The sequence below is a fragment of the Helicobacter ailurogastricus genome (assembly GCF_001282945.1).
In the GTDB taxonomy this organism is placed as follows: domain Bacteria; phylum Campylobacterota; class Campylobacteria; order Campylobacterales; family Helicobacteraceae; genus Helicobacter; species Helicobacter ailurogastricus.
Map to the genome: position 1 here is coordinate 92,659 of NZ_CDMG01000002.1, position 25,655 is coordinate 118,313.

Genomic DNA, 25,655 nt, shown 5'->3' on the forward strand with positions numbered 1-25,655 from the left:
TTGAGCTTAAGGGGAGCTGAATTATTTAAATAATGTCTTGGCTTAAAACACCGATTTAAAAGGATGGATTTGGACAAGGGGATTAAATGAGCCATATATTTTACGGCATCTTGATTTGGATTTGTGTAGAAATTGCACTTGTTTTATGCATTGTTGTGGTACTTGTTGCTTTCGAATTTTGTAAGGGCATCATCAAGGGCATAGCCGACATGATAGCCAAACTCAAAGCTCCCAAAAACGCCGCCCAACCCCCTCAAGCAACGCCTCCAACAGAGTCTAAAACGACCTCTGAAACAAAACTCATAGAAAATAAAGCTACAATCCCAAAGAGCGACGTTAGTGGTCAGGAAATCCACGCATATAAAGGGGTGTTCATGAATCTGTCTAAAGCACCTATGGGTTTTTACGATCTCAAGGCATATTTAATCATACACAAGGCGGGCTGTTTGTCTTGGATCGCCGAGCATGCCCTTAAAAATTTTGGCTGGGTGTGCCTGAATGAAATCCACCAAGCCCAAGGCGCACACATTGCGTGGGGGGACATCACGGACGACCAAATTTATAGGGGTAAAGAAGTCCATTACTTCTTTGCGGGCATTTGCACTGAGAGGCAGAGAGCCCAAAACCCCATTAGTTTTAAAGATAAGACAGAAGTCATCAGCTTTTTGGTGCAGGTGTTTAAACCCTACGTGCTCCAAGACCCAAACCATGTCTATCATCTCAGCGAAGCCCACGACAATTTGCAAAGCGTAGATATCCCTATGGAGCGTTTTAGCAGGCGTTTATATTTAGAGATTGTCAAAATATGGGAGACTGAGTTTGCCGCGACATTGGAGGAGATTTTATTAGAAACAGATGATCTCCCAAGAGAAGCCCATATGCTCATTAAAGACCTTCCATTTTTGCCTAAAGAAGTGGCTTTAGCTCTAGAACAATACCGCGATGGCAATATTTACGCATTCAGTACCATGCACCAAACCCCCGAGGATTTACCCCCCTTTAGCCGCCAAATCATGTGCAATGCTTTAACTAGAGCGCTGAAATCGGGGCAAGGGGGTTTAGCCGGTGTGGTCGATCGGCTGGTGCGTCCTGAAAGAGAACCCGTTTTAAAACGCAAGGCACGCAAACAACTCGCCAAAATCTGCCTAAAAAAATTCTATGGGGTGCTGACTCCAAAATGCTTTGCAGATTTTAAACTAGACCGCCCTAAACCGGGTAGTTTCTTAGGAAAATGCTGCTTTATTTGTCGAGGACAGGAACACTACTACATAGAGCATGCTTTAAAAATGTGGGCCTTGCAGCGCCTCTTAGAAATCTTTAGTGGGTCTATAGAAACTAGGGGCGTGGAGGAAGAGTTGTTGAGCCGTCTAAGCCCCGAGCAAGCTAGGGATTTCACAAAGGCATTTGGCGAAAAAGTAAAAGATTTGCAAAACCCCATGCTGTGGCTTCTCATCTCTCATTTGCATCTGCCTCTTAGCGTGTTTAAAGAGCAAGATCAGCTTATTATTGCCCCAAACCCCAACTTTAAACCAAATGTCTTTTTAGACAAAAAACCACACGATAGAGAAATGGTACGCCTGCTTTATAGTTTTAATACCCTAAGCCCCCAAGAGAAACAAGAGAAATTAGCCAATTTACGCCACTTAATCCCCGATTATGCCTTGCACTATAAACTCCCCCCCATCCCCGAAAATTTAAGAGAAGAGTTTATCAAATGGTGCAATGACGGCCTAGACGAGGACACAGAGGTTTTATTTTTTGACGATAGAGAGGAATTTCTTAAAATAATCCTTGACATGCAAGAGCAGTTTTTAACGAAAAACTTGATTCCCAGCACGCCAAAAATTTTAAGCCCAGAAGAAGCCAAAGAAGCCAAAGAAAAGGCTCTACAAGCCCAGATCAAGCAAGCCAAACAAGCCTTAGAAAAAGACTTTGCGAAGTGGTGTGACAACAGCCTAGACGAGGACACCGAAGCCCTCTTTTTTGATAACAGAATCAAGTTCTTCCAAAAAATCCTTCAAATGCAATGGCACTTCATCCACGAAAAAACAAACCCCCAAACAAGCCTAAAACAAACCTCCATCCCAAGCAAATACTCCCCTAAAGCCATTAAGGCGTATTTGGATCAATTTGTCATCGGGCAAGAGAATGCCAAAAAGGGCATGAGCTTAGTTTTTAGCGACCACTACAAGCGCATCAACAACCAATCTACTTTAGAAAAAGCCAATGCCATTTGTATAGGACCATCAGGGAGTGGCAAGACCTATTTGATTGAAATGGCAACAAAGTATTTAGACATCCCCTATTGCATCGCCAACGCCGCCGCCTTCACCCCCACCGGCTACATAGGCAATGAAACCAACCAAATGTTTGCCACGCTTTATAGCAATGCGGGCAATGACAAAGAAAAAGCCGAACAGGGGGTGTTGGTTTTAGACGAGATCGACAAACTAGGGCAGGGTAGCTGGCATGACAAAGAATGGCGGCAGGGAGTGCAAAACGAACTTTTAAAAGTCATTGAAAAGGGCTTTGTGTCCTTTGACTATGGGAATCGGGCTATGGGAGAGAAGATCACCTTAAAGACGGAAAACATGCTTTTTATTATCCTAGGACATTTTGAAAAGCTGTGGCACAACAACGAACCTAAAGAGCCTAACAATGTGCTGTTTGGCAAAGTCCCCAAAGTCCCCCACTTCACCAGTGAAGACTTGATAGAATGCGGCATGAAGCGGGAGTTTTTACGCCGTTTTGCGGTGCGGGTGGTCTTTGAGCCGGTGGATATAGACATGCTCACCGAGCTTTTAGATCGCCGTTTAAAGCCCTTTGAGGAGGAATTTATCGCCAATGGGAGCGCGCTAGAATTTAGCCAAAACGCCAAACGCGCCTTAGTGCAAAACGCCCTAAACGAAGGCATTGGCATGAGTGGGTTAGATCAAAAATTGCACGAGATTTTAATGCCCCTACGTTTTGATTTGGAGGACTTTGCGGGGTTTAAATGCGTCATTACCCAAAGCACGCTAAGAAGCGGCCGGGTGCGTAAGCTAGAGCTTTAACCCCCTTTTTTGACTTCTTGCATCACCAAGTCAAAGGCATCCTTTGTCCCCGGGCGCACCGAGCTTAGTAAGCTAAAGACGACGATCGCTACAGAGCTGGCTAAAAAGCCGGGCACAATCTCGTAAATGTCTAAAAAGCTTTTGCCAAATTTGTCGTATAAAATCACCGTGCTGGCACCAAAGATCATCCCTGCGATCGCCCCAAGCCTTGTCATGCGCGCCCAAAAGAGAGAAAACAAAATCACCGTACCAAAGCTCGCCCCAAAGCCCGCCCACGCATAGGACACGATTTTAAGCACGCTGGCGTTGCGATCGGTGGAGATAAGAAACGCAATGCAAGCCACCGCCAACACAGAAGCCCGACTCACCATCATCACGGTCTTCACCGGGGCCTCTTTATTGAAAATCTTAGAGTAAAAGTCCTCAGCAATGGTAGAAGAGCTGACGAGAAGTTGCGAGCTAGCGGTGCTCATCACAGCAGCCAAAATGGCGCTTAAAAGAACCCCGCTGATCCACGGGTTGAAGAGAGTCTCGCTCATGTGGATAAAGATTTTTTCAGGGTCGGCTAGGCTAAGGTGAAATTTTGCGACATAGGCCACGCCAAGCAGCCCGATTAAGCAAGATCCGATCAAGCTGATCCCCATCCACGAAATGCCCACGGCCGTAGCTTGTGGGATTTCCTTAATGGAGCGAATCGACATGAAGCGCACTAAAATGTGCGGTTGCCCAAAGTAGCCAAGCCCCCACGCCAAACTAGAGACGATCGCCACTAAAGAGCTGCCCTCAAGAAAAGTCAGGTTACCGGGTTTAACGTGGGCGATGATGCTAAAACTTTCTTGCAGCCCGCCCAAATGGTAAAGCATCATGCAAGGCACCGCCACCAAAGCCCCCATCATCAACAGCCCTTGGATCAAATCCGTCCAACACACCGCCTTGTAGCCGCCCAAAAAGGTGTAAGTAACGATGATTAAAGTCCCTGTGATGAGCGCGTGGTTGTATTTCACCCCAAAGGTGGCTTCAAAAAGTTTCGCCCCGCTCACCAACCCTGAAGAAACGTAAAATGTAAAAAAAATCAAAATCACAATGGCTGAGATCAGGCGCAAAATATGTTTATCATCGCTAAAGCGGGTTTCAAAGTAATCGGGGATGGTGATCGAATTATCGATCACGCTGGTGTAGACTCGCAAGCGTTTAGCCACTAAAATCCAGTTGATCGTGGCTCCGATGGTGAGCCCGATGGCGATGTGGGTGTTGATTAAACCGCCCACATACAATGCCCCGGGCAAACCCATTAAAAGCCACCCGCTCATGTCACTTGCCCCCGCGCTTAAAGCGCTCACCACAGGACCCATAGAGCGATCCCCCAAAAAATAATCCTCTGTGGTTTCATTATTCCTATAAAAATAAAACCCAATGGCGAGCATCAATAACGAGTAAAGAACAAAAACAACCACAGCTTGGTAACTAATTTGCATGGATCTCCTTAACCTTTTTTGGCCTCTGCATTTAAACTACCATAAAAGTAAAAAAAGTCAAAATCACAAGAGACCAAACCCCCCAAAGCCTTAAAAAACTTCAGCCATCACTCTGCGTGCGCTTTTGCTTTAAGCCCCCTTGCACCCAAATTGCCGTAGCGGTGGTAGGAGATGCTGATGGATTTTTCTAGGTGGTAGTTTAAGAGCTCAAAGCGCCCACAGCACAGGGCCTTCGCATTTGCCACAACGATCCCTAGCACGCTACTGGCTTGATAAAGCGCGTCTAATTCTTGGCTAAAGTAGCGCACCCGCCCAAAGCCGCCAAGTTTTGCGCTAAATTCTTCCAAATTCTCATAGACAACGCTTGGCGCAAAATGGTGTTTAAGGTAATCGATGCACTCTAGTAAAAGTGGGGCGTGGGGGTTGTCTGTTTGGCTTGTTAGGCTAATGGTGAGCGGGATTTGGCACACGGCCGCTGCCATCAGCACACTAAAAATGTCTATTAAACTATCTTCAGGGCGCAAGCGAAACCCAATGCTAGCAACTTTGGTGTAGGCAAACCAATTTTCCTCGCCCCTAATCTGCACGAATTGGTGTTTTTGGCTAAACTCTGTGGCATGGTAGTGGGCGTAATTGCGCGCCATTTGTACGATTTCTTTTAAAGTGTCGTTGTGGTGTTGGTTAAAGGACTCTAAAGCTTGGATAAAGGGCGTGTTGCCGTTATGGGTGTTTTCTGCGGGGATTTCCTCGATATGCACAAATTGGGTGGCGTAGTTATAAACACCCACTTTGCGCCCTAGACCCACCGCCGATTTTTTGATCCCACCAAAGGGCTGGCGCAACACAATCGCCCCCGTTGAGGGCTTATTGATGTAGAGATTGCCCACTTCAATATTTTCTATGTAATAATCCCACTCCCTCTCATCTAAAGACTCTAAAGCCCCCGTTAAGCCATAGCCCGTAGCGTTAGCGATCTCTATGGCCTCTTTTAAATCCTTGGCTTTCATCACGGACAAATAGGGCACGAAAAGCTCGGTCATGTGGGTATAGTCGCCCTTTTTAGTGCCGTACTTAATGCAGGGTTGCATTAAGTAAGAATTGTCGTTGCAAAACTCGGGTTTAATCGCCCACTCCTCGTGGGCTTCAATGTTGTTTAAAGCCTTTTGCACCTTGGGGTTTGGCATGTCGGCTAAAGCTCCGATTTTATTCCATAAATTTAAAGGATCGCCCACGCCCATGGATTTAGTCGCATCCACTAAAGTACGCTTGAAGTCGGGATCGTTATAGACCTCCTCTTCTAAGATCAAGAGCGAAGTTGCCGAGCACTTTTGCCCCGAATTGCTAAAAGCAGAGTGAATCACATTGCGGATCGCCTGATCTCTGTCTGCCATCTTAGTAACGATTGTGGCGTTTTTACCCCCCGTTTCCGCGCTCAGAGCCAAAGTGGGGCTGGCCTCTAGCATGCGCTGCGCTGTGTCCTCCGAGCCCGTTAAAACTGCAAATTTAATGTCAGGGCTTTTTAAGAGATATTTACTCACATCCTCGCCTCTACAAGGCAAGTAAATCAAAGCATCTCTTGGCACGCCCGCATCCCAAAAGCACTCGCACAAGCGATAACCCACCACCGCGCTAAGACTGGAGGGCTTGTAAATCACGGTGTTGCCCGCCGCCAGCGGGGCAGCGATGGTGCCCACTGAAATGCCAATGGGAAAATTCCAAGGGGCGATCACCACACCCACACCCTTAGGTTTAAAGCGCACCTCTGGGTGTTGCTCCAAGAGTTTTTGCAAGCTGTGGGGGTAAAATTCCAAAAAGTCAATCGCCTCGCTCACCTCAGCATCGCTCTCCACAAAGGTTTTACCCACTTCCAGCGCGCTAAGGCCGATCAAATCCCCCCGCCTGTCCCTAAAGTTTTGCGCCGCTTGGCTCAAAATGGCGTGGATGTGGCTAAAGCTTTGGTGGCCAAAGGTGCTCGCCCTTGCCGCTTCTAGGGCTTGTTGCATGATGGTTTCGTTGGCTTGGGCGATCGTGGCGATTTTTTGGTGGGCGATTTTGTCAAAGACCTGCAAAATTTTGCAACCCCCTTTGTCGTAATCGCGTCCAATCACGGGGAAGAGCTCCACAACGGCAGCGTTTTTTGTCTTATCCACGATTTTATTAGCCCATGTGCGGTTGGCCTTTAAAACAAAATCCGTGTCGCTCTCATTTTTAAAGGGGTTGTTGGGGTAAGTGCTGTGCGCCTGCTGGTGTGTGTTGCGATCTTGTGTGCGCCTAGGGCTGTTGTCTAAACTTTCTATCCCCTCTAGACTCTTTAAAAAGCGCGTTTCTTGGTCTTTCCACGCGGGCGAATCGACCTTTAAATTGAAAAACGCTTTCATAAAATTGTCCGTTGCGGTGTTTTCGTCCAAACGGCGCACCAAGTAGGCGATGGCGTTGTTGAAGTGTTTTTCATCGCACACAGGGGCGTATAAAATAAGTTTATGCATTTCTTTGAGCTCAAAGCTGGCTTGCAAGCTCATACCCTCTAGCATTTCAAAAGTAAAATGCTCTAGGGCGATGGGGTCGTTTAGGGTGTGTATGCGGGTGTAAGCGTAGGCGATTTCAAAGAGATTGTGCGAAGCGATCCCGATGTGGATGTATTTATAGTTCTCATCGCTGAGTACATAATCTAGCATTTTGTTGTAATTCGAGTCGGTGTCTTGTTTGCGGGTGAAAGTCGGCAACGCCCAGCCGCGCATGGACGCGATGGTCTCCTCGCTCTCCATGTTTGCGCCCTTGACAAAGCGGATTTTAATGGGGGGTAAATTGCTTAAAACTCTCTCTTTAGAAAAAGCGACCAAGTCTTTTAAATATTCAAAGGACTCGGGGATATAAGCTTGCAACACGATTCCTGCGCGCAAGGGGAATTTAGAGATAGACTCTTTAAACGCCGCCACGGTGAGCTCTAAGTCCTTATACTCCTCCATGTCTAGGTTGATGAATTTTCCCATGCCCTGCTTTTCTTGTTGCTCTAGGGCAAGGCCATAAAGCTTGTCTAGCCTCTTAACGACTTCCTCTTTAGATTGCTCGAAGTCTAAGATGTTGATTTGCGAAAAAATCGTGGTGATCTTGATCGAGATGTATTCAATGTAGTCAGACTTGATCGCCTCCTCGTACTTATGCATGCGATAAGACGCTTCCGACTCGCCTAGCACCTCCTCCCCGATCAGATTAATGTTTAGTGTAATTTGTGCTTGTTGCCGCTCCTCGATTTTATCCCGCAAACTATCGCTGCTCTCATCCAAAACCAAATTTTGCGTGTCTTGGCGGATTTTACGCACAAAAAAAGGCACGCTCATAGAAGGGGCTAGCCTACCCACGCTCAAAAAGCTAAAAAGCAAAAATTTTTCAAATCCGCTAAAAAAATCCGCAATGCCGTATTTTTTAAGCGTGTGTTCGATCAAGTTAAAGCGGGCGCTGTTGTCCTGACACCGAAAAGAGCGATCCAGCAGCTCAATGAGCATCACCTTATTTTCAGGGTTAGCCAAGAGTTTTTGCATTTTGTCATGGAAAGAGCGTTCTTCTAGGCTCAAATGGTCGCTGATGCGGCTTTGCAAAGTGCGCGCAAGAGTTAGGCTGGAGTGGATCACTTCCTTATCGGGTTGGGTTGGCATATAAGCCCCTTTCATAAAATTTGGATGAAGCTGAAATTATAGGTTAATTAGGTTAATAGGCTTAAATTGGAGGTGAAAAGGTGTAGAAATCAAAGTAAGGGTTAATTTTTGAAACAATGGTACGCTTGACAGGACTTGAACCTGTGGCCTACGGCTTAGAAGGCCGTTGCTCTATCCAGCTGAGCTACAAGCGCGTGGTACGCTTGAAGGGAGTCGAACCCCTAACCCCCAGATCCGAAGTCTGGTGCTCTATCCAATTGAGCTACAAGCGCTTAAATAGTGTAAAAAAGTAATGGGGAAATGGGGTGGGTGATGGGGCTTGAACCCACGACCCCCAGGACCACAATCTGGTGCTCTAACCAACTGAGCTACACCCACCATAAAAAACTTTCGCTGGTCGGGGCGAAAGGATTCGAACCTTCGACCCCTTGGTCCCAAACCAAGTGCGCTAACCAGGCTGCGCTACGCCCCGCTACTTCATAAAAACGGGCATTCTAGCCAAAACTAGGCTAATTGTCAAGGTGCGCCAAAAAGACTCTAGTGCCCATAAAAGCCCTAAATGGCTGTTTTAGCCATATCTTACCTAGATTGTGGTATATAATCCCCCCGCAAAAGTGCATTTATGGGATTTAAAATCCAAAAAAAGGGGCTTAGATGCTAAAAGAAAAGCTAAAACAGCTAAGGAATGCGAACAATTTAACCCAAGAAGAGCTTGCTTTAAAATGTGGCGTGAGTCTGCAAAGCATCAAGCGTTACGAAAGCGAGCAAAAAAGCAACATCACTTTAGACACCCTAGAGAAACTAGCCAACGCCCTAAACACCGATTTACATTTTTTCACTTCTACCCACCACGAGGTGGAGGACATCATCATGGTGCCTTATCTCAAGGACATTAAAGTGAGTGTGAATAAGGATCCCCAAGATGCCGAAACCATGACCTTCTTACCCCAAAGCAAGTCGTTTTTAATCCGCCGTTTTGGGCTCTCTTCTACCGAGCATTTAGGCTTCGTGCAGGCGGTGGGCAACTCTATGGAGCCACGCATTAAAGAGAACGACCTGTTGCTTTTCCAAAGCGATGGGACACGCTATGAGGGGGCCATTTATGTGATGAATTTGGGCGGAGAATATTATGTCCGCCGTCTAAGCAAACGCCCCGAAGTTTATTTGATCAGCGACAACCCTGTTTATAAGCCCATTGTGGTGGAGAACATCGATGAGCTGACAATTTTAGGGAGGGTTGTAGGTGTGTTACACACCTTTAATATTTAACATTATCTTAGGAGGTGGGATTTGTTAACTTTTTTGTGTCATCCTACAAAAGAGCAGATTTGAAAGCAGATTAATTTAAGCAGGTTGCGATGGGTTTTTTGCGTGCATTGCAAGGAAAGCGTTTTGTTTTGTTCTGGCTTTTTTGCGCAGGGTGTGTGCTGGGCGTGGTTTTGACCGTATTTACCGTGCAGGCGGTGGAGTGGACGGGGGATGACAAGTTCTGTGGCATGTGCCATATCATGACCCCTGAAGTGGATTCTTACCACTTAGACAAGCATGGAGGCCATAACCATGTGGGGATGAAGGCCGAATGCGTGGATTGCCACCTGCCCCACGACAACATCGTGCATTACTTCGTAGAAAAAACCTTGCTCGGGCTTGAGGATGTCTATGGCAACACGATGAAAAACCCGCGCAAATTCGACTGGGAGATGAATCGCCGCGAGGCTAAGGATTATGTCTTTGACTCCGGCTGTTTGCGCTGCCACACCAACCTAAAAGAAGCCACACAATCAAACATGAAAGCCTTTTTGCCCCACAGAGATTATTTTGCTGGGCTCACTAAAAAACATTGTGTAGAGTGCCACTTGGACGAGGTGGGGCATAAGAATCTGGGTATCCATCTTAAGAAATTTTTAAAAGAAGACTACAAACCAACCGTGCGTGCCTTGATCGGCACGATCCAAAAATGAAGGAGCGAAGATGTTGATTTTACTTGAAGGAGAAAAGCATGCGTGCTAGTTTGGCTGGATTGTTGGCCTTTGTGTTCTGTCTAGGGTGGCTTGGCGCACACCCGCCCAAAGGGGGTACAAGCATCGACAACGCGATGGACACACAACTGCCCTTAAAGACTTTTAGGGGTATGCAAGCCGAGGCAAAGGGCTGTATTGAGTGCCACGCTAAGAAAAACCCGGGGATCGTGGCAGATTGGAAAATGAGTCAGCACGCCCACGCAGGGGTGAGCTGTATCGATTGCCACGCCGTGACAAAAGACAGCCCCATGCTCACCATGGATGGGCATGAGGGCTCTAAAGTACCCATCTCAGTGCTGGTGTCCACCAACACCTGTGCCAAGTGCCACGAAAAGGAAGTGACCGAGTTTCGCCACAGCGGGCATGTGAGAGGTGCTGTGCAAATTTGGGCAAAGGCAAACATGCGCGATTTGATGTTGATGGTGGAGGGCAGAAACCACCCCGATTTAAAACACGCCCCCGCGGCTACGGGTTGTCAACAATGCCACGGCTCCATCATCCAGTTGAATAAAAACCACCGCCCCACCCCAGAAACTTGGCCCACCTATGGCATTGGCACCGCCTTTCCTGATGGCTCAGTGGGCAATTGTGCCAGCTGCCACAGCGCGCATAAATTCAGCCTAGAAGAGGCAAGAAAACCCGCCGCGTGCGCGAGCTGCCACTTAGGACCCGATCATCCCGACATCGAGATTTACAACAACTCCATGCACGGGCACATCTTCAACGCTGAAGGGGCAAAGTGGAACTTTAATGCGGCCCCCGGCACTTGGAAAGTCCCTGACTTTAGAGCCCCCACTTGTGCCACCTGCCATATGAGCGGAAACGCCAAAAGTGCGGTTACACACAATGTGAGCCGCCGCTTGAAATGGAATTTGTTCATGCCCATCAGTAAACTACGCACGGGAGGGTATGAAACCGCCAGCGATGATTATAAATACGAGAACAAGATCACCATCGGCAACCCCCTAGCGGGCAACCCCAAAGGTCCAGAGGCCGCCCGTGCGGAAATGGAGGCGGGTTGTGTGGATTGCCACAACAAGCAACACATCGATAATTTCTTCATCATGGCGGATAAAAACATCATGCTCTACAACGAATACTACCAAGAGGCGATCAAAATGCGCGATGAGCTCGCTAAAAAACACCTTTTGGGTAAAGATATGTGGAGCGATGATTTCCAAAACACCATGTACCATATGTGGCACCACGAGGGACGGCGCATGCGTCAAGGCGGTATCATGGCTGCACCTGACTACTCACACTGGCATGGGGTCTTTGAGGTCCAACAAGACATTAGAAAACTGCGCAAAATCTACGCTAAACGGCTCAAAACAAACCAAATTGAAGACTAAGCCGCAAAGCGCCCCCACTAGGGGGCTAGACCTGCCTTCTAAAATCATAGACGCGTTAGTTAGCTTTTTACAAACCCAAACCACCCAGAGGGGCTTTGAGCGGGTGGTCTATGGCCTGAGTGGGGGGGTGGATAGCGCAGTGGTGGCATTTTTGTGCCACAAGGCGTTTAAAGACAACGCCCACGCTTTGCTCATGCCCTCACTTAGCACCCCCAAAAGCGCGCTCAAAGACGCTTTAGAGCTTTGCAAAAGTTTTCACATCTCTTATAGTGTGCGGCCCATAGCCCCCCACCACGCACTTTTTAAAGACACCCACAAAGAGGCGAGCTTAACTAGGCAGGGCAATTTTTGCGCGCGCTTACGCATGGCGGCCCTTTACGATCACGCCCTAGAGCATAGGGCTCTAGTGGTGGGTACGAGCAATAAGAGCGAGCGCTTGCTGGGCTATGGCACAATTTTTGGAGATTTAGCCTGTGCCATCAACCCCATAGGCAATTTATACAAAACCCAAATTTATGCCCTAGCTAGACTTTTACAAATTCCCTCAAATATTTTAGACAAGCCCCCGAGTGCCGACTTTTACGCTGGGCAAAGCGATGAGGCCGAGCTAGGTTTTAGCTATGCTGAAATTGATCCCCTGCTTTTTGCTATAGAGCAAAACCCGCATTTAGACACAAACACCCTTATAGCCCTAGGCTTTGCACCCGCCCTAGTTACAAGCGTGCAAGAGCGCGTGGCTAAAAACGCCTTTAAACTAGAGATGCCCACAATCTGTGTTGTATGACTTGGCTTGAGCGTTATTTTTACGCCCCCACCCTCTGCCAAAAAGCCCTCGCCTACGCTTTAAGCCCCATTTCTTTTTGTTACGCCAAAATCGCCACGTTCAAGCGCCACATTGCCCCCTTTGAGGATTTAAAAATCCCCATCATCAGTGTGGGTAATTTGGTAGCGGGGGGTAGTGGCAAAACCCCTTTTATTTTGGCGTTAGCGCAAGTGCTATCTCCACGCTATCAAGTGGCGATTGTCAGTCGGGGGTATAAGCGGGCTTCTAGGGGGCTTGTGGTGGTGAGCGCGTGGGGAGAAGTTTTAACAAGCCAAGAAGTGGCGGGCGATGAGGCGTTTTTGTTGGCAGAAAAATTACCCGCTTGCAGTGTACTTGTGAGTAAAAAGCGCAAAATGGGGGTGTTGGAGGCTAGAAGGATGGGGGCTGGGGTGGTGCTTTTAGACGATGGGTTTCGCTTTAACTTTAAAAAGCTCAATATTTTATTAAAGCCCGCGCTTAAACCTTATTTTGACTTTTGTTTGCCCAGTGGGGTGTATCGAGAAAATCCCAAATGTTACGCCCTAGCCGACTTAGTGGTGCAAGAGGGGTTAGATTATACAAGACAAGTAGAGGTGCTAGAGGCAACAGAGCGCATGCTCTTAGTAACCGCCATTGCCAATCCCATGCGTTTAGAACCCTTCTTGCCCCCCGTTGTGGGCAAACTCTACTTTAAAGACCATGCTACTTTTGATTTAAAACGCCTAGAGCAAGCCTATCAACAACACAATGCCACCTCTTTACTGGTCACCTCTAAAGATTTGGTCAAGCTCAAATCCTGCCCCTTGCCCTTAAGCCTTTTAGAATTACGGCTTGAGATCAAGCCCGCTGTGCTCAGGCGCATTTTAGACTACCTAGCTCATTAGTTTAAATCTGCTAAAATGCCCTCCATTTCTTAAGATAAAGGAGTTTTCATGTCTGTGAGTTTAGTCAAAGGTGGGCGGGTGTCTCTTAGTAAAGAAAAGCCCGGTTTGTCTAAAATCGTTGTGGGGCTGGGCTGGGATGTGAATAGCACGGACACAGGAGCGGATTTTGACCTAGACGCTTCGGTGTTTTTGACAGACAGCAGTGGCAAGGTGAGCGATGATGCCAATTTTGTCTTTTACAACAACCCTAAAAGCAAAGATGGAGCGGTTGTGCATACGGGCGACAACCGCACGGGAGCGGGCGAGGGCGATGACGAACAAATTAAAGTGGCTTTAAAGCAAGTGGATAGCGGGGTGCAAGAAATCCACATTGTCGTAACGATCCACGAGGCCGACACCCGCAAACAAAACTTTGGCATGGTGCGCCACGCCTTTGTGCGAATCGTGGATGAGAGCGACAACCAAGAAATCTTGCGCTACGATCTAGAGGAGGATTTTTCCATAGAAACGGCGCTGATGTTTGGGCGGCTTTACAGGGATGGGGATGATTGGAAATTTGCCGCTGTGGGCACGGGCTTTAAAGAGGGTTTAGCGGGCTTTTGTAAGCAATTTGGCGTGAATGTCTAGGGGATAAAATGGCGGTTAGTTTAGTTAAAGGCCAAAAAATCTCCCTTCAAAAAGAGAGCGGAGAAAAGCTAAGTGCCTTTTGTGTGGGGGCAAATTGGGGTGCGATCAGCAAAAAAGGCTGGTTTGGCAAGAGCAAAGCGGAAGCGGTGGATTTGGATTTGAGCGTGGGGCTGTTTGCCGAGCAAAAATTAGTGGATTGTGTGTATTTTGGTAAGCAGGCCGCAAGCGGAATTAAGCACAGCGGGGATGACCGCACAGGCGATGTTGGCGGGGATGATGGCTTAGACAATGAAGTCATCAGCATTGCGCTAGATAGCTTGCAACCTGAGATCACGCAATTAGTGTTTATGCTCAATTCTTACACGCACATTAAGTTTGACCAAATCCCCTTTGCGAGTATCCGCCTTTATGAGGGCACGCCCAGCCAAGTAAAATCCGTTTTTGCCACCTACAATGCAGCAAACGACAGCACTTTTGCAGGCAAAGAGGCCATGATTTTAGGCAAACTCTATAAACACAATGGAGAGTGGAAGTTCAGCGCGATTGGTGAGCCCACGGCAGACTCTAAGCTTGAAGACCTTTTACTCAAGTCTGTGCCAAAGTATTTATGACAAAACCCCGCTTAAGCAGGGCACTTTTAGAGCGACTCTTTGTCGCCGCCTCTATCCGCCGCTGGAACGATCAAGCCTGTCCCATTGAGTTTAGCGAATTAGATAAACAAGCCCACAAGGCGATGGTGGTGGTCTTGCTGGCTAAAAACCAAAAGAAACACATTGACTGGGATAGACTCCTCAATTACTTTTGTTTTGAGTTTTTAAGCCGCGTGGTGCTGACAGACATCAAACCCCCCATTTATTACAAACTCTTAGAAAAGCACCGCACCGCCCTAGCCGACTATGTGTGGGGCGTGCTCGAGCCTGAAGTGGCGGGCTATGATTTATTCTTGTCTATGCAAGATTACTTTTGTAACCCCCCCAAAGACTTAGAGAGCCACCTACTCAAAGCCGCCCACGACTATGTGTCGGCGTGGGAGTTTGGTTTTATCCACCGCTTTTACCCAGAGGGCTATGGAGTTCAAGAGATTAAGGCGCATTTAGACACTTCATTAAAAGGACATGCCTCACTTTTAGAGAAAGTGGCGCATTTGGAATTGCTCACCTCTATGTTTGGGCAACTGCGCTTCCAAAAACGCTGGAGTCAAACCCCAAGAGTGCCGCCCACAAGCGTGCTAGGGCATGCGCTCTTTGTCGCTTTCTGTGCGTTTTTACTCAGCTTTGATTTAAAAGCCTGCCGGCAAATGCGCCTAAACCACTTCTTGGGTGGACTTTTCCACGACCTGCCCGAAGTGCTGACAAGAGACATCATTTCACCCATTAAACACGGCGTGCCGGGGCTAGATGAATACTTAAAGGTCCTCGAAGCCACAGCCATGCAAGAGCACATTTTTCGCTATGTGAACCTAGAGTTTGAACAAGAGTTGCGCTATTTCACAGAAAAAGAGTTTGATGATCGCTGCATTGACCCTAAGACTCAAGAAACCCTAGAGTTTAAAGACCCAACCTTGCTTTGGCAGAGTTATAACCACGATATTTACCATGGGGTTTGTGGGCGGTTGTTGAAGTTTTGCGACCAATTGAGCGCCTTTTTAGAAGCCAAAATCTCCATAGCGCACGGCATTACAAGCGATGTTTTAAGCAATGGGGCGGAAAATATCCGCGAAAAATGCCAAAATGTTTGCATACAAGGGGTGCATTTGGGCGCATTATTTGGGGTGTTTGCCTGAAGTTTTTATTCTTTGGGTTTTTTAGTTTTTTACAAGCTGCGGCCGTCATCACTTTGGATGTGCAAGCCAACGCAAGGCTTGCCACTTCCAATGCCAATGAAAGCACGATGATTGCTAAAATGCAAGAGCATTTACACCTTTTTACACAACTCATAGAAAGGGCAAAAGCCCAAGCTGCCACCCTAGAGAGCATGCGCCATACCTTAGAGCAAAGCCACGCTTTAGAACAAGCCCACATCGCCCCTCTTGAGCCGATGCGTGCCTATTTAAAGCAAGAGCTCAAACAAGCTAAGGCGCAAGAGTTGGAGTTGCAAGAGCGATTAAACGCCTACAAACAAGCCCAAACAGCCCAAATAGCACGCCTAAGGCACGCCTGTCCGTGGCTAGACTTTGACACCGCCACAATCACAACCCCCAATGACACCGCTCAAGAGATTTTAAGCAAGCTCAAGACCCATAATCCGCCCCTAGCCCCTAGACCCTTGAGTGTTCTCTTGTGCGAACAGGTGCAAGCAAGCGTGGCTAAAGAGCAACACACAGAACGGCTAAAGGACATGCAAGATGCGCTGCTTAGGGGAGATTTCACGCATTATCAAGAATTGCAAGCTAAGGATTTTCAAGAGCTTGCAGATTTTAAAGAAAACGCTCCAAAACCCCCCACACACGCCCTAGAAAAACGCCTAGAAGAGTTGCAAACTAGATTTGCCAGCAGCACTTTAGAAAAGCAAATCAATGCCCTAAACGCAAATTTAGCCACAGATTTAAAAGAGGCTAAAGACCCCAACACTAGGGCCTTAGCTTACGCTACCTATAACCAAAAGGCGCAAAGTTTGGAGTTGCGCTTGCTCTTAGAGCTCACCCGCCATTTAGCCTTTTTAAACGAAACTATGGCGATGCAAGCGGGCATCTTAGCCAAAAGCACCCCTCTTAAAGCCAGCACCCCGCTAAACCCCTATGGCTTCCCTAACCCCTAGTGTCTAGTAAATTTTCTTCAAAGCTAAAAAGCGGTTCGGGTAGATTTTTAGTGGTGTAAATCTCTATTTGGCTAAAGCCCTTGAGCGTGTCGGTTTGCCCTTTTAAGAGGGTTGCCACGCTTTCATACGCCACGCCCAAAGACAGACAAACCCCCTCTTGTTTGTAAAGCAACCCCTGCAAAGGCCCTAAATGCGGGTAAAGGGCGTAAAACTCTAACCGCTCTTTTTTAACCCCCGCCTTAAACTGCACGAGGGCTTCTTTATGCCCATCTTTGACAACAAAACTTGCTACTTGGTGTTGTAAAGAGAGCAAGAGATTGCCAAAGAATAGAAAATCTTGGCGGCTTGTGGCGTGGGTGAAGTGTTGGATAAGCTGCTCGTGGTAATCCTTAAAAACTTCTTTGCTCTCTTGGTTTAAGAGTCTATGCAATTCTTGTAGGTCTAATTTAAGCGGCGCGTCTTTGAGCTGCGCGAATATAGCCGGTTGGGGCACAAGATTAGAGAGCATGGTCGCGCCTACAGAGCTTTTATGCACCAAAGCCCAATAACTCTGTCCTAAGATTAAATTCTTTTGACTCTTGCTCTCTAAGACTTGGTTACCTAGTTGCAATAGGTAATGATCTGCCCCCTTTTTCTCCAAAACCTTTAAGAGCAAGGGCAACGCGCCATTGAAGTTTTGCGCTTGTGGATGGTCTTTTAGGAGGTCTTGGAGCAAGCCGAGTTGTTGGAGCGCGCTAATGGGGTTTAACATGGCTTTAATTCTAGCATAAAGCCCTTTTGGGTTAAGTCAGTGTTAAAAGGTTTCACAATAGAATAAGGGCATGTTGAATCGTTTTGATATAGTTGTCGTGGGTGGCGGGCACGCCGGCATTGAGGCGGCCGTTGTCTCTGCTAAAATGGGTGCTAGGGTGCATTTGCTCACTTTATTGATTGAGAATATCGGGCTAGCCAGCTGTAACCCCGCTATAGGTGGGCTAGGCAAGGGGCACTTAGTCAAAGAAGTGGATGCGTTGGGGGGCGTGATGGGCCTTTTAACCGACATGAGCGGATTGCAATTTCGCACCCTCAATGCGTCTAAAGGTCCAGCTGTGCGGGGGACTAGAGCGCAAATTGACATGGATGCTTATCGCATCAACGCCCGTAATTTGGTGCTAAACACCCCGAATTTGAGCGTGTCGCAAGAGATGGTTGAAGGGCTTTTGGTTGAGGGGGGAGCTGTGGTGGGCGTAAAAAGCGCGCTTGGCAAAGAGTATCGCGCCCAAAAAGTCATCTTAACCACAGGGACTTTTTTACAGGGCTTGGTGCATATTGGCACGCACCAAAGCCAAAATGGGCGCTTTGGCGAGAGTGCATCGGTGGCTCTATCTTTAAATTTGGCGGATTTGGGCTTTGAGATGGGGCGGCTTAAAACCGGCACTTGCCCTAGACTCTCAGGGGCGAGCATCGACTTTAGCCAGCTAGAGGCACACGGGGGCGACTTTCCCCCCCCAAGCTTTAGCGCGCACACAACAAACTTTAACCCCACACAGCTGCCCTGCTTCATCACTTACACGAACGAGAACACCCACACGCTTATCCGCCAAAACTTCCATTTAGCCCCCATGTTTAGCGGCCAAATAGAGAGTGTGGGTCCGCGCTATTGCCCCAGCATTGAGGATAAAATCTATCGCTTTTGCGAGAAGGAGCGCCACCAGCTTTTCTTAGAGCCACAAACCCGCAGTTGTAGCGAATATTATGTCAATGGTTTAAGCACTTCTCTGCCCTTTGAGGTGCAAGAGCAGGTGATCCACTCCATTAAGGGGTTAGAGCACGCCCAAATCACGCGCTATGGCTATGCCATTGAATACGACTTCATCCCCCCCACGCAGCTTAAACACACCTTAGAAACGAGGCGGGTGGCTAATCTTTACTTGGCGGGGCAAATCAACGGCACCACGGGCTATGAAGAGGCGGCAGCACAGGGGCTTATGGCGGGCGTTAATGCGTGTTTAAGCTTACAAAATAAGCCTGAGCTGGTGTTGCGCCGCGATGAAGCGTACATTGGGGTGATGATAGATGATTTGGTGAGCAAGGGCACGCAAGAGCCTTATAGGATGTTCACTTCACGGGCAGAGTACCGCCTTTTGCTTAGAGAGGACAACGCCCGCTTGAGGCTAGGGCAACACGCCCACGCTTTGGGACTGATGGGTGTCACAGAATATGAAGAGCTTTGCGCCCAAAAAGAGCAAATCAGAGGGGCATTAGAGCGTTTAAAACAAACTGCCATCACGCCTACAAAAGAGGTCTTAAAAAGCCTAAAGGACGCAAACCAAACCCCCATTAACGACAAATGCGATGGGGTGTTTTTAATGGGGCGGGAGGGGTTTGAACCTGCGATTTTACCCGAGTTTTTAGGCTTTTTGGCAGAGCTTGGGCCTTTGATTTTGGAGCAGGTTAAAATTGAGTGCAAATACCACGACTACATCGCCAAGCAAAACGCGTCCATTGCCAAAATGGCACAAATGTTAAACACCCCCATCCCGCTAGATTTCAACTACAACGCGATTACAGGTTTAGGCTTAGAGGCGTGTGAAAAGTTAGAAAAATTCCGCCCCAAAAGTTTATTCGAGGCTTCCCAAATCAGCGGGATCACTCCGGCCAATTTAGAAGTCCTGCAACTTTATTTACACCTACACCAAAAAACTTCTAAAAAGTTGCCCCATGAACCCTGTTGATGTCGCCCAAAAACTCATAACTTACGAAACCATCACCCCCAGAGAAGAGGGGATTTACGATTACATACGTTCCCTTTTACCCGACTTTGTGGCATTGCGTGCCGACAAAGAGGGGGTAAAAAATCTCTTTTTGTATAAGGATTTTGGCGGCGCAAACCCATTGCATTTTTGTTTTGCAGGGCACGTCGATGTTGTGCCTGTGGGGGAGGGTTGGAGCATTGCGCCTTTTAGCGGAAAAATCTTGGACAGATTTTTATACGGGCGGGGCGCGCAGGACATGAAGGGCGGGATTGCGGCCTTCATCTGCGCTCTTAAGGAGTTTTGCGCCCATGTTGCGCCCAACACCCCCTTAATCTTGTCTATTTTGCTCACCAGCGATGAAGAAGGGCCGGCCAAGTTTGGCACAAAGCACGCGCTAAAGGTCTTACAAGAAAAAAATTTATTGCCCCATTTTGCCCTTGTGGCCGAGCCCACTTGTGTGCGGGAATTAGGCGATAGCGTGAAAATCGGGAGGCGTGGCTCTATCGCCGGAAGACTCACCATACACGGGGTTCCCGGGCATGTCGCCTACCCCAGGACCTGTTTAAACCCCATCCAAGTCATCGCCGACAAGTTGAATTTGATTGCCGGGGCGTTTTTAGACGATGGGGACACCGACTTTGAGCCCTCCCGCCTCATCATCACTTCGATACAAAGCCACTCGAGTGCCGAAAACGTCACCCCCAAGACTTTAGACATTATTTTTAATGTCCGCAACTCTCCAATCACCACCTTAAAAAGCCTTGAAAACTTTTTAGAAGTTGTGTTGGCCAAAGTTCCCCACAACCTGCATTTAAAGCAAAACTCCGCGCCCTTTCTCTCCTCTAAGGATTCCTTGTTGGTGGCGTGTTTGGAGCAAGCCATTACAGAAGTCTTGCAGATCACGCCCACCCTCAACACAAACGGAGGGACGAGCGATGCTCGCTTTTTGCATGCCTTTGGTGTAGAGGTGGTGGAGTTTGGGCTCACGGGTGAGCGCATACACTCCATCGATGAATGTTTAGAAATCAAACAACTTGAGAATCTGACCCAAGTCTTATTAAGGCTGTTGCAACTCATCAGCCAAAAAAACGGCTCAAAGGCTTAGTTTTCTGTGCTCCCTTTGGGGTAGCAAAAGCGATAGCCCCTGCGGCGCACGGTTTCAACGGTGGAGATGCCCAAAGGTTTATCCATTTTTTGACGGATTTGGTTGATCGCCACTTCAATCACATTGGGTGTTACCAATTCGGGTTCCTCCCAAATTGCATCTAAAAGTTGCTCTTTAGACACGATTTGATCTCTATGGCGGGCAAGATGGGTGAGCACTTCAAAGGGCTTGCCCTTAACCTCGATTTCCTTGCCCTTATAGACGATTTTCTCCTCATCGGGGTTGATGATTAAATCTTCAATCTCAATGATGCTAGACCCCCAAAAGCGCAAACGGGCTTCAATCCTCGCCACTAAAACCCCCATATCAAAGGGCTTGGCGATGAAGTCATCCACGCCCTCTTTAAACGCCCTGATCTCTTGCTCACAAGAATCTTGCTCGGCTAAAATGATGCTGACGATGGAGGGGTGTTTAGCCTTAGCATAGGGCACCAAGCTTAAACCATTGCCATCACTAAGCTCTAAACTAATCAACACCAAATCGTAGTTGCGGATGCTGATGTAATATTCCCCGTCCTCTAGATTTTCGGCAACATCAACCTGAAAACCCTTTTCATTGAGAAAAGTGCTGACCTCTTTACTCAAATCCCCATCGTTTTCCACTAACAAGATACGCATCGTAATCCTTCACTCTAAACTTAAACTTAAAGGATTATAACATAAGTTTTTAAGCTCTTGTAAAGTTTAAGAGAAAGATATAAGTTTTTTAGGTATAATCCTCTTTGGCTGGTTCTCCAGCCGGGTAGCGGGCGGGGTAACCTCCCCCTCCTTTCCCCGCCCGCGCTCTTTACATCTTCTTTTTTGCCTCAATCCCCAAGATGTTCAGGCCGATCGTCAAACTCAGACTCACCATTTGGCACAGCTTCAAATAGGGCAATTCTTGCGGTGTGTCTAAAATTCTATGCGCGTTGTAAAAGCTGTGCAAATCTGCCGCTAGGGCTTTGAGATAGTCGCATATCTTTTGCAATTCTCTATCGCTAAACGCCCCCTGTAAAACCTTAGGCAAATTCAAGGCGCTGAAAAGTAAATTCTGCCCGGCAGGAGGTAGGTCTAGCAAAGGGCTTTGGCGCACTTTTTCTAAACTCCCCCCCTTACTGACAAACTTTTCAAGCATGGTATGGATGCGGGCATTGGCGTAGTGAATATAAAAAATGGGGTTGGTGCTGTCTTGCTTTTGCAAGCTAGCCACATCAAAATCTAAATGCGTGTCTAGCTTCTTAGATAAAAAGATGAAACGCAGGGCATCCTTGCCCATGTCTTGCAAGACATCTTTCACTAAAACATAATTGCCCGCCCGCTTACTCATTTTATAAGGTTGCCCCTCTTTGATTAAAGCGACCATTTGGACCAATAAAACTTCTAATTTTGAAGCCTCATAGCCCAAAAATTTCAAGGACGCTTTAATGCGAGGGACATAGCCGTGGTGATCGGCTCCAAAAATATTGATGTAATGGCTGTAATCTTGTCGGAATTTGTAATCGTGATAAACAATGTCTGGGGCTAAATAGGTGAAGTCGCCATCGGCTTTACGCACCACGCGGTCTTTCTCATCGCCAAACGCGCTAGATTTAAGCCACAACTTGCCCTCATTTTCATACACACCGCCACTGGTCTCTAAGCGTTTAAAAACCTCATCACTCTTAGCAAACACCACCTTTTCACTGACATAGGCATCCATTTTAAGCCCCATATCTGCCAAAGTGTCTTGAATCTCCGCCAGCATTAAATCCTTAGAAAAATCGCCAAATCGCGCGATTAACACCTTTTCATCCGCACCCTCTAGACTCTCTATCTTAAAATGCTCTTGAGCGGCCTGGGCTAATTCTTGGATGTACTCCCCTTTGTGGCACTCCTGCGGATATTCCACCTCAAAACCCAAGTTTTGTTTCAACCTTAAAAACACAGACAGCCCTAGCTTTTTAATCTGCGCGCCCAAATCATTGATATAATACTCGCTATGCACTCGATAGCCCAAAAAGCGGGCCAAACGACAAAAGCTGTCCCCAAAAACCGCCCCCCTAGCATGCCCTATGTGTAAAGGCCCAGTGGGATTTGCACTCACAAACTCCACATAAAAACTCTCCTCTTTGCCTGTCTGTTGGCCAAAACCCTCCCCCAAAGACAAAGCCTCATCGCAAAGATCGTTTAAAAATTCCTGCTTAAGTGTGAAGTTAATGTACCCATTGAGCGCCGCGATTTGGCTAAACATGGCTTGGCACTCAGGATGTGCGCTTAAACTCTTAGCCAAATCTTCAGCGATGATCTTAGGGGCTTTCTTATACACCTTGGCTAAGGGGAAAGCGACCACGCTCGCGTAATGCCCCAAAGCGCGCTCTTTAGGGTGCTCTAAAACCACTTCTGTTTGTAAAATGCGCTCCAATAAATCTTTAACACGGCGGTGCATGGCTAGCTTTGTTGTTCCTTCTGTGGAGTGGTGTGCGTGGGCTGTGCGGGCTGTTGCATCCCCACACTCTCGGGGGTCTTTTTCTCTTCCTCGTCCTCTTTAATCGCCTTTTTAAAGTTTTTAATGCCACTGCCTAGGCCCTTAGCCAATTCGGGGATTTTCTTTGCCCCAAACAAGAGCAAAATCACGGCCAAAACGATCAACCAATGCCAAACACTAAAAGTACCCATTTTTATCCTTTATTGATGACTTGCGCCCCATGCTTGGCAAAACGCCTCTTTAGGGAACATCTGCTGTTTATAGCCCAAAGTGTGGGCAACTTCTAAAACTATTTTTTTAGACAATTCCAAGTCCTCATTGACCAACACATAGTCAAACAAATCGACTTCCTGGATTTCTTGCAAAGCCGTTTGCAAACGCCGCGCGATGACCTCGTAGCTGTCCGTTCGTCGCTGCTCTAGCCTTTCTTTTAAAATGTGGATATTCTTCGTGGTGATAAAAATAGAAGTGGCTTTTTGATAGACCTCTTTAATGCTGCGATGTCCCTGTACATCAATGTCAAACAAGACCATTTTACCCGCCTTGAGGGCCGCGTTTATAAGGTCTAGGGAAGTCCCATAGTAGTGCCCATGCACCCTAGCCCACTCTAAAAATTGCTTGTTCTCAATGCCTTTTAAAAACACCTCTTCGCTGACAAAGTGGTAATGCTGCCCCTCAATTTCGCCTTTTCTTCGTGGGCGGGTGGTGGTGGAGATGGAAAAGTAAATGTCGGGGCAATGCGTGCGTAAATGGCTGATTAAAGTGCTCTTGCCCGAGCCGCTAGGGCCGGCCAAAATGAGCATGCGGTAAGCGTGATCGCTCATTTTTTATCTACTAAATGCACTTGCACTTGCAGGGTTTTGCCCTCTAAAAGTTTGGGATCAATGGGTAAATCTTTGAGTAAATCCTGCAAATCAAGATCTAATTGCACGGGGGCTATCGCTATTTTGGGCTCTTCAGCGGGCATCTGCTCTTGGCACGGTGTGGGGGTTGGCTCTGGCTGTGCAGGTTTTGCAACTTGGGGGGCTCTTTCAGCTTCATAAGAGCCATCCACTATGCTAGACATCACCGGTTGAGGGATGTCTTCAATGTGTTCGTACTCTTGGGGGTCTTTTTCTAAATCCATAAGATTTTCTTGTGTGCCCTCTGCTGTGGGGGCTGTTTCTACCAAATCTTGCTCGGGCGCAGTTTCTGACTCAGGGGCTTTAGGCTCTTCTTGGGCCGCCTCTGTTGCCGTTTCAAGGGCCTGCTCTTTGGCATCCTGCGTCTCCTCTAGCTTAGGCTCGGGTTCTAATTCTGTGACCTCTTCCGTGCCTTCGTCTTTAGGCTCGGGTTCTGTGATGCCCTCAGGGTTTGTGGGTTTTGCAGATTCGGGCGTTGGCTCTAAAGTTTCAGGTTCTGCAATCTCTGGCTCTGGTTGGGTTTGGGCTGTTGCTTCTGGCTCTTCTGGGCTTGGCGTGTCTGTCAAATCTAGCCCCTCTAGCTCTGCTTCTGCGCCCTTGATTTCTTCTTGGGGGTTAAACTCTGCTGTGTCTTCTAACTCTTGCTTAGTTGGGGCTTCTTGTTCTGTCTCTGCTATCTGGGCTTCAGGCTCTGGCTTAGGCTCAGCTTCGTGGGCTTGTGTTTCTAATGAAGATGTGCTCTCTGCTTCCTGTACTTGAGGCTTGGCTTGGGATTCTTGTTTTGTTTCCGCTTCAAGGACTTGCTCTTCAGATTGAGGGGGTTTAACCTCTGCTACTAACTCTTCGGGTTCTGTTGGGTTGCTCTCTTGCGTTGCTTCTGTGGATTCTTGCGCACTTTGCATGGGGTCGTGCTCGATAGAGTGCATAAAATCTTCCATGTTTTGCATGCTATCCATTAAATCCTGCGCTTTGGGGGAGCTCTCTTGTACCAAATCCTCTAACATTTCCTCGTGTTCTAAGCCGGCGTGGGTTTCACGCTCGTGTTCGTCTATGGGCAACAAGTCATCCAAGTTTAAAGGCAGGGGGGTTTGCGATTCCTCTTGTGTGCCCTCTTGGGGGGCTTGTTCCATCTCTGTCTTGCTTTCTGTGGAGTCTGTTTTAGTTTCTTCTTCAGACCCTGTCGGCTCGTTTCCGGATTCTAATCCTTGAGATTCTAGCTCTTTTGCCAATCCAGCCGGATTCTCCTCCTTTTTGATCTCTAGGCCTTCTTGCGACTCGTCTTGGGGGGGCGTGCTCTTGGGAGTATCGACATCTAAAAGATTTTCTAGCTGACTCAAACTAGAATCGATGTCTTTAAAAATATCGGTCTCTGTGTGAGGGGCCTGTTCGAGCGCAAAAGGCTCGACTTTAGCTCCTTTTGGCTCCATAGGCTCCATGCTCCTTTGCAAAATGTGGAGCACATCGGTGGGCAAAAAGGGCTTTTTAATGTAGTGCGTGAACTCCCCAAATTCCTCAATCCCCTTGCGCAATAAAAGCCCGCTGAATTTGACGGTCTCCAAATGCGGTTTGAGACGCGCGTATTCTTCGCTATCCACGGCCGTGTCATCGGCAAAAAAGAAACAATTGGGGTTTTCCTCAAGCGTGGGTAAGATCTCCTCCACATGTTCTGCAGCCACGAGATCTAAATCTAACTTTTTGGCGATGTTTTCAAAAAGCTTGCCCACTATTTTGTTCTGATTCACTAACAGGATTTGCAAGGCCTCTCCTTAAGCTAGACTACCTAATCC

General features: G+C 47.7%; 20 protein-coding genes and 4 tRNA genes. 12 read left to right on the forward strand and 12 right to left on the reverse strand.

Annotated features, from left to right (window positions below; all coding sequences use genetic code 11):
- Nucleotides 1-86 precede the first annotated feature (86 nt).
- Entirely contained in the window at nucleotides 87-3,053 is a 2,967-nt protein-coding gene (locus tag HAL07_RS00490) for an AAA family ATPase (RefSeq protein WP_238374452.1), read from the forward strand.
- Here HAL07_RS00490 and putP read toward each other — a convergent pair.
- The 6 genes from putP to HAL07_RS00520 form a co-directional block, all read right to left on the reverse strand.
- Nucleotides 3,050-4,528, reverse strand: a complete 1,479-nt coding sequence (gene putP / locus HAL07_RS00495; protein ID WP_053944747.1) for a sodium/proline symporter PutP — start codon at nucleotides 4,526-4,528, stop codon at nucleotides 3,050-3,052. The genes HAL07_RS00490 and putP overlap by 4 nt on opposite strands.
- A 107-nt stretch (nucleotides 4,529-4,635) precedes the next feature.
- Entirely contained in the window at nucleotides 4,636-8,181 is a 3,546-nt protein-coding gene (locus HAL07_RS00500; RefSeq protein ID WP_053944748.1) for a proline dehydrogenase family protein, read from the reverse strand.
- Between the two features lie 117 nt (nucleotides 8,182-8,298).
- Nucleotides 8,299-8,375 (reverse strand) — tRNA-Arg (locus HAL07_RS00505).
- Nucleotide 8,376: 1 nt separating this feature from the next.
- Nucleotides 8,377-8,453, reverse strand: a tRNA-Arg gene (locus HAL07_RS00510).
- A gap of 29 nt (nucleotides 8,454-8,482) precedes the next feature.
- Nucleotides 8,483-8,559: transfer RNA gene (locus tag HAL07_RS00515), tRNA-His, on the reverse strand.
- 16 nt (nucleotides 8,560-8,575) lie between these two features.
- Nucleotides 8,576-8,653 (reverse strand) — tRNA-Pro (locus HAL07_RS00520).
- A 182-nt stretch (nucleotides 8,654-8,835) separates the two neighbouring features.
- Here HAL07_RS00520 and HAL07_RS00525 point away from each other — a divergent pair.
- The 9 genes from HAL07_RS00525 (at nucleotide 8,836) to HAL07_RS00565 (ending at nucleotide 16,624) form a co-directional block, all read left to right on the forward strand.
- Complete coding sequence (locus tag HAL07_RS00525) at nucleotides 8,836-9,450, forward strand: XRE family transcriptional regulator (RefSeq protein WP_053944749.1); 615 nt, start codon at nucleotides 8,836-8,838, stop codon at nucleotides 9,448-9,450.
- Nucleotides 9,451-9,539: 89 nt separating this feature from the next.
- Nucleotides 9,540-10,142 (forward strand): cytochrome c3 family protein, encoded by a 603-nt coding sequence (locus HAL07_RS00530; RefSeq protein ID WP_053944750.1) that lies wholly within the window; start codon nucleotides 9,540-9,542, stop codon nucleotides 10,140-10,142.
- A gap of 38 nt (nucleotides 10,143-10,180) precedes the next feature.
- Entirely contained in the window at nucleotides 10,181-11,554 is a 1,374-nt protein-coding gene (locus tag HAL07_RS00535; RefSeq protein WP_053944751.1) for a multiheme c-type cytochrome, read from the forward strand.
- 31 nt (nucleotides 11,555-11,585) lie between these two features.
- Nucleotides 11,586-12,338, forward strand: a complete 753-nt coding sequence (locus HAL07_RS00540) for an NAD+ synthase (protein WP_053945022.1) — start codon at nucleotides 11,586-11,588, stop codon at nucleotides 12,336-12,338.
- Nucleotides 12,335-13,240, forward strand: coding sequence for a tetraacyldisaccharide 4'-kinase (locus tag HAL07_RS00545; protein ID WP_053944752.1), 906 nt, complete (start codon nucleotides 12,335-12,337; stop codon nucleotides 13,238-13,240). Before HAL07_RS00540 ends, HAL07_RS00545 begins: the two co-directional genes overlap by 4 nt.
- Before the next feature lie 48 nt (nucleotides 13,241-13,288).
- On the forward strand, nucleotides 13,289-13,867 hold the full coding sequence (locus HAL07_RS00550; RefSeq protein ID WP_053940988.1) for a TerD family protein: 579 nt from the start codon (nucleotides 13,289-13,291) through the stop codon (nucleotides 13,865-13,867).
- A gap of 8 nt (nucleotides 13,868-13,875) precedes the next feature.
- Complete coding sequence (locus HAL07_RS00555; protein ID WP_053940987.1) at nucleotides 13,876-14,478, forward strand: TerD family protein; 603 nt, start codon at nucleotides 13,876-13,878, stop codon at nucleotides 14,476-14,478.
- Nucleotides 14,475-15,650, forward strand: coding sequence for an HD domain-containing protein (locus HAL07_RS00560; protein ID WP_053944753.1), 1,176 nt, complete (start codon nucleotides 14,475-14,477; stop codon nucleotides 15,648-15,650). Before HAL07_RS00555 ends, HAL07_RS00560 begins: the two co-directional genes overlap by 4 nt.
- Nucleotides 15,590-16,624 carry a hypothetical protein gene (locus tag HAL07_RS00565; protein WP_238374453.1) on the forward strand — a complete coding sequence of 345 codons (1,035 nt, stop codon included), beginning with the start codon at nucleotides 15,590-15,592 and terminating at the stop codon, nucleotides 16,622-16,624. The genes HAL07_RS00560 and HAL07_RS00565 overlap by 61 nt, the downstream gene beginning before the upstream one ends.
- Here HAL07_RS00565 and HAL07_RS00570 read toward each other — a convergent pair.
- On the reverse strand, nucleotides 16,614-17,375 hold the full coding sequence (locus HAL07_RS00570; RefSeq protein ID WP_053944754.1) for a hypothetical protein: 762 nt from the start codon (nucleotides 17,373-17,375) through the stop codon (nucleotides 16,614-16,616). The two genes, HAL07_RS00565 and HAL07_RS00570, sit on opposite strands and share 11 nt — an antisense overlap.
- A 70-nt stretch (nucleotides 17,376-17,445) precedes the next feature.
- Between HAL07_RS00570 and mnmG the strand changes: the two genes are divergently transcribed.
- Nucleotides 17,446-19,338 carry a tRNA uridine-5-carboxymethylaminomethyl(34) synthesis enzyme MnmG gene (gene mnmG, locus HAL07_RS00575; protein ID WP_053944755.1) on the forward strand — a complete coding sequence of 631 codons (1,893 nt, stop codon included), beginning with the start codon at nucleotides 17,446-17,448 and terminating at the stop codon, nucleotides 19,336-19,338.
- A complete protein-coding gene (gene dapE / locus HAL07_RS00580; protein WP_053944756.1) occupies nucleotides 19,325-20,464 on the forward strand; it encodes a succinyl-diaminopimelate desuccinylase in 1,140 nt (379 codons plus the stop codon). The genes mnmG and dapE overlap by 14 nt, the downstream gene beginning before the upstream one ends.
- Here dapE and hsrA read toward each other — a convergent pair.
- From hsrA to HAL07_RS00605, 5 genes are all read right to left on the reverse strand, one after another.
- Nucleotides 20,461-21,141 (reverse strand): homeostatic response regulator transcription factor HsrA, encoded by a 681-nt coding sequence (gene hsrA / locus HAL07_RS00585; RefSeq protein ID WP_053940982.1) that lies wholly within the window; start codon nucleotides 21,139-21,141, stop codon nucleotides 20,461-20,463. The genes dapE and hsrA overlap by 4 nt on opposite strands.
- A 169-nt stretch (nucleotides 21,142-21,310) precedes the next feature.
- Entirely contained in the window at nucleotides 21,311-22,927 is a 1,617-nt protein-coding gene (argS, locus tag HAL07_RS00590; protein ID WP_053944757.1) for an arginine--tRNA ligase, read from the reverse strand.
- 2 nt (nucleotides 22,928-22,929) lie between these two features.
- Complete coding sequence (locus tag HAL07_RS00595; protein ID WP_053940980.1) at nucleotides 22,930-23,157, reverse strand: twin-arginine translocase TatA/TatE family subunit; 228 nt, start codon at nucleotides 23,155-23,157, stop codon at nucleotides 22,930-22,932.
- 9 nt (nucleotides 23,158-23,166) lie between these two features.
- Nucleotides 23,167-23,790, reverse strand: coding sequence for a guanylate kinase (gmk, locus tag HAL07_RS00600; protein WP_053944758.1), 624 nt, complete (start codon nucleotides 23,788-23,790; stop codon nucleotides 23,167-23,169).
- Nucleotides 23,787-25,625: a midas domain-containing protein gene (locus tag HAL07_RS00605; RefSeq protein WP_053944759.1), complete on the reverse strand. Its 1,839-nt coding sequence runs from the start codon at nucleotides 25,623-25,625 to the stop codon at nucleotides 23,787-23,789. The genes gmk and HAL07_RS00605 overlap by 4 nt, the downstream gene beginning before the upstream one ends.
- Between the last annotated feature and the right edge of the window lie 30 nt (nucleotides 25,626-25,655).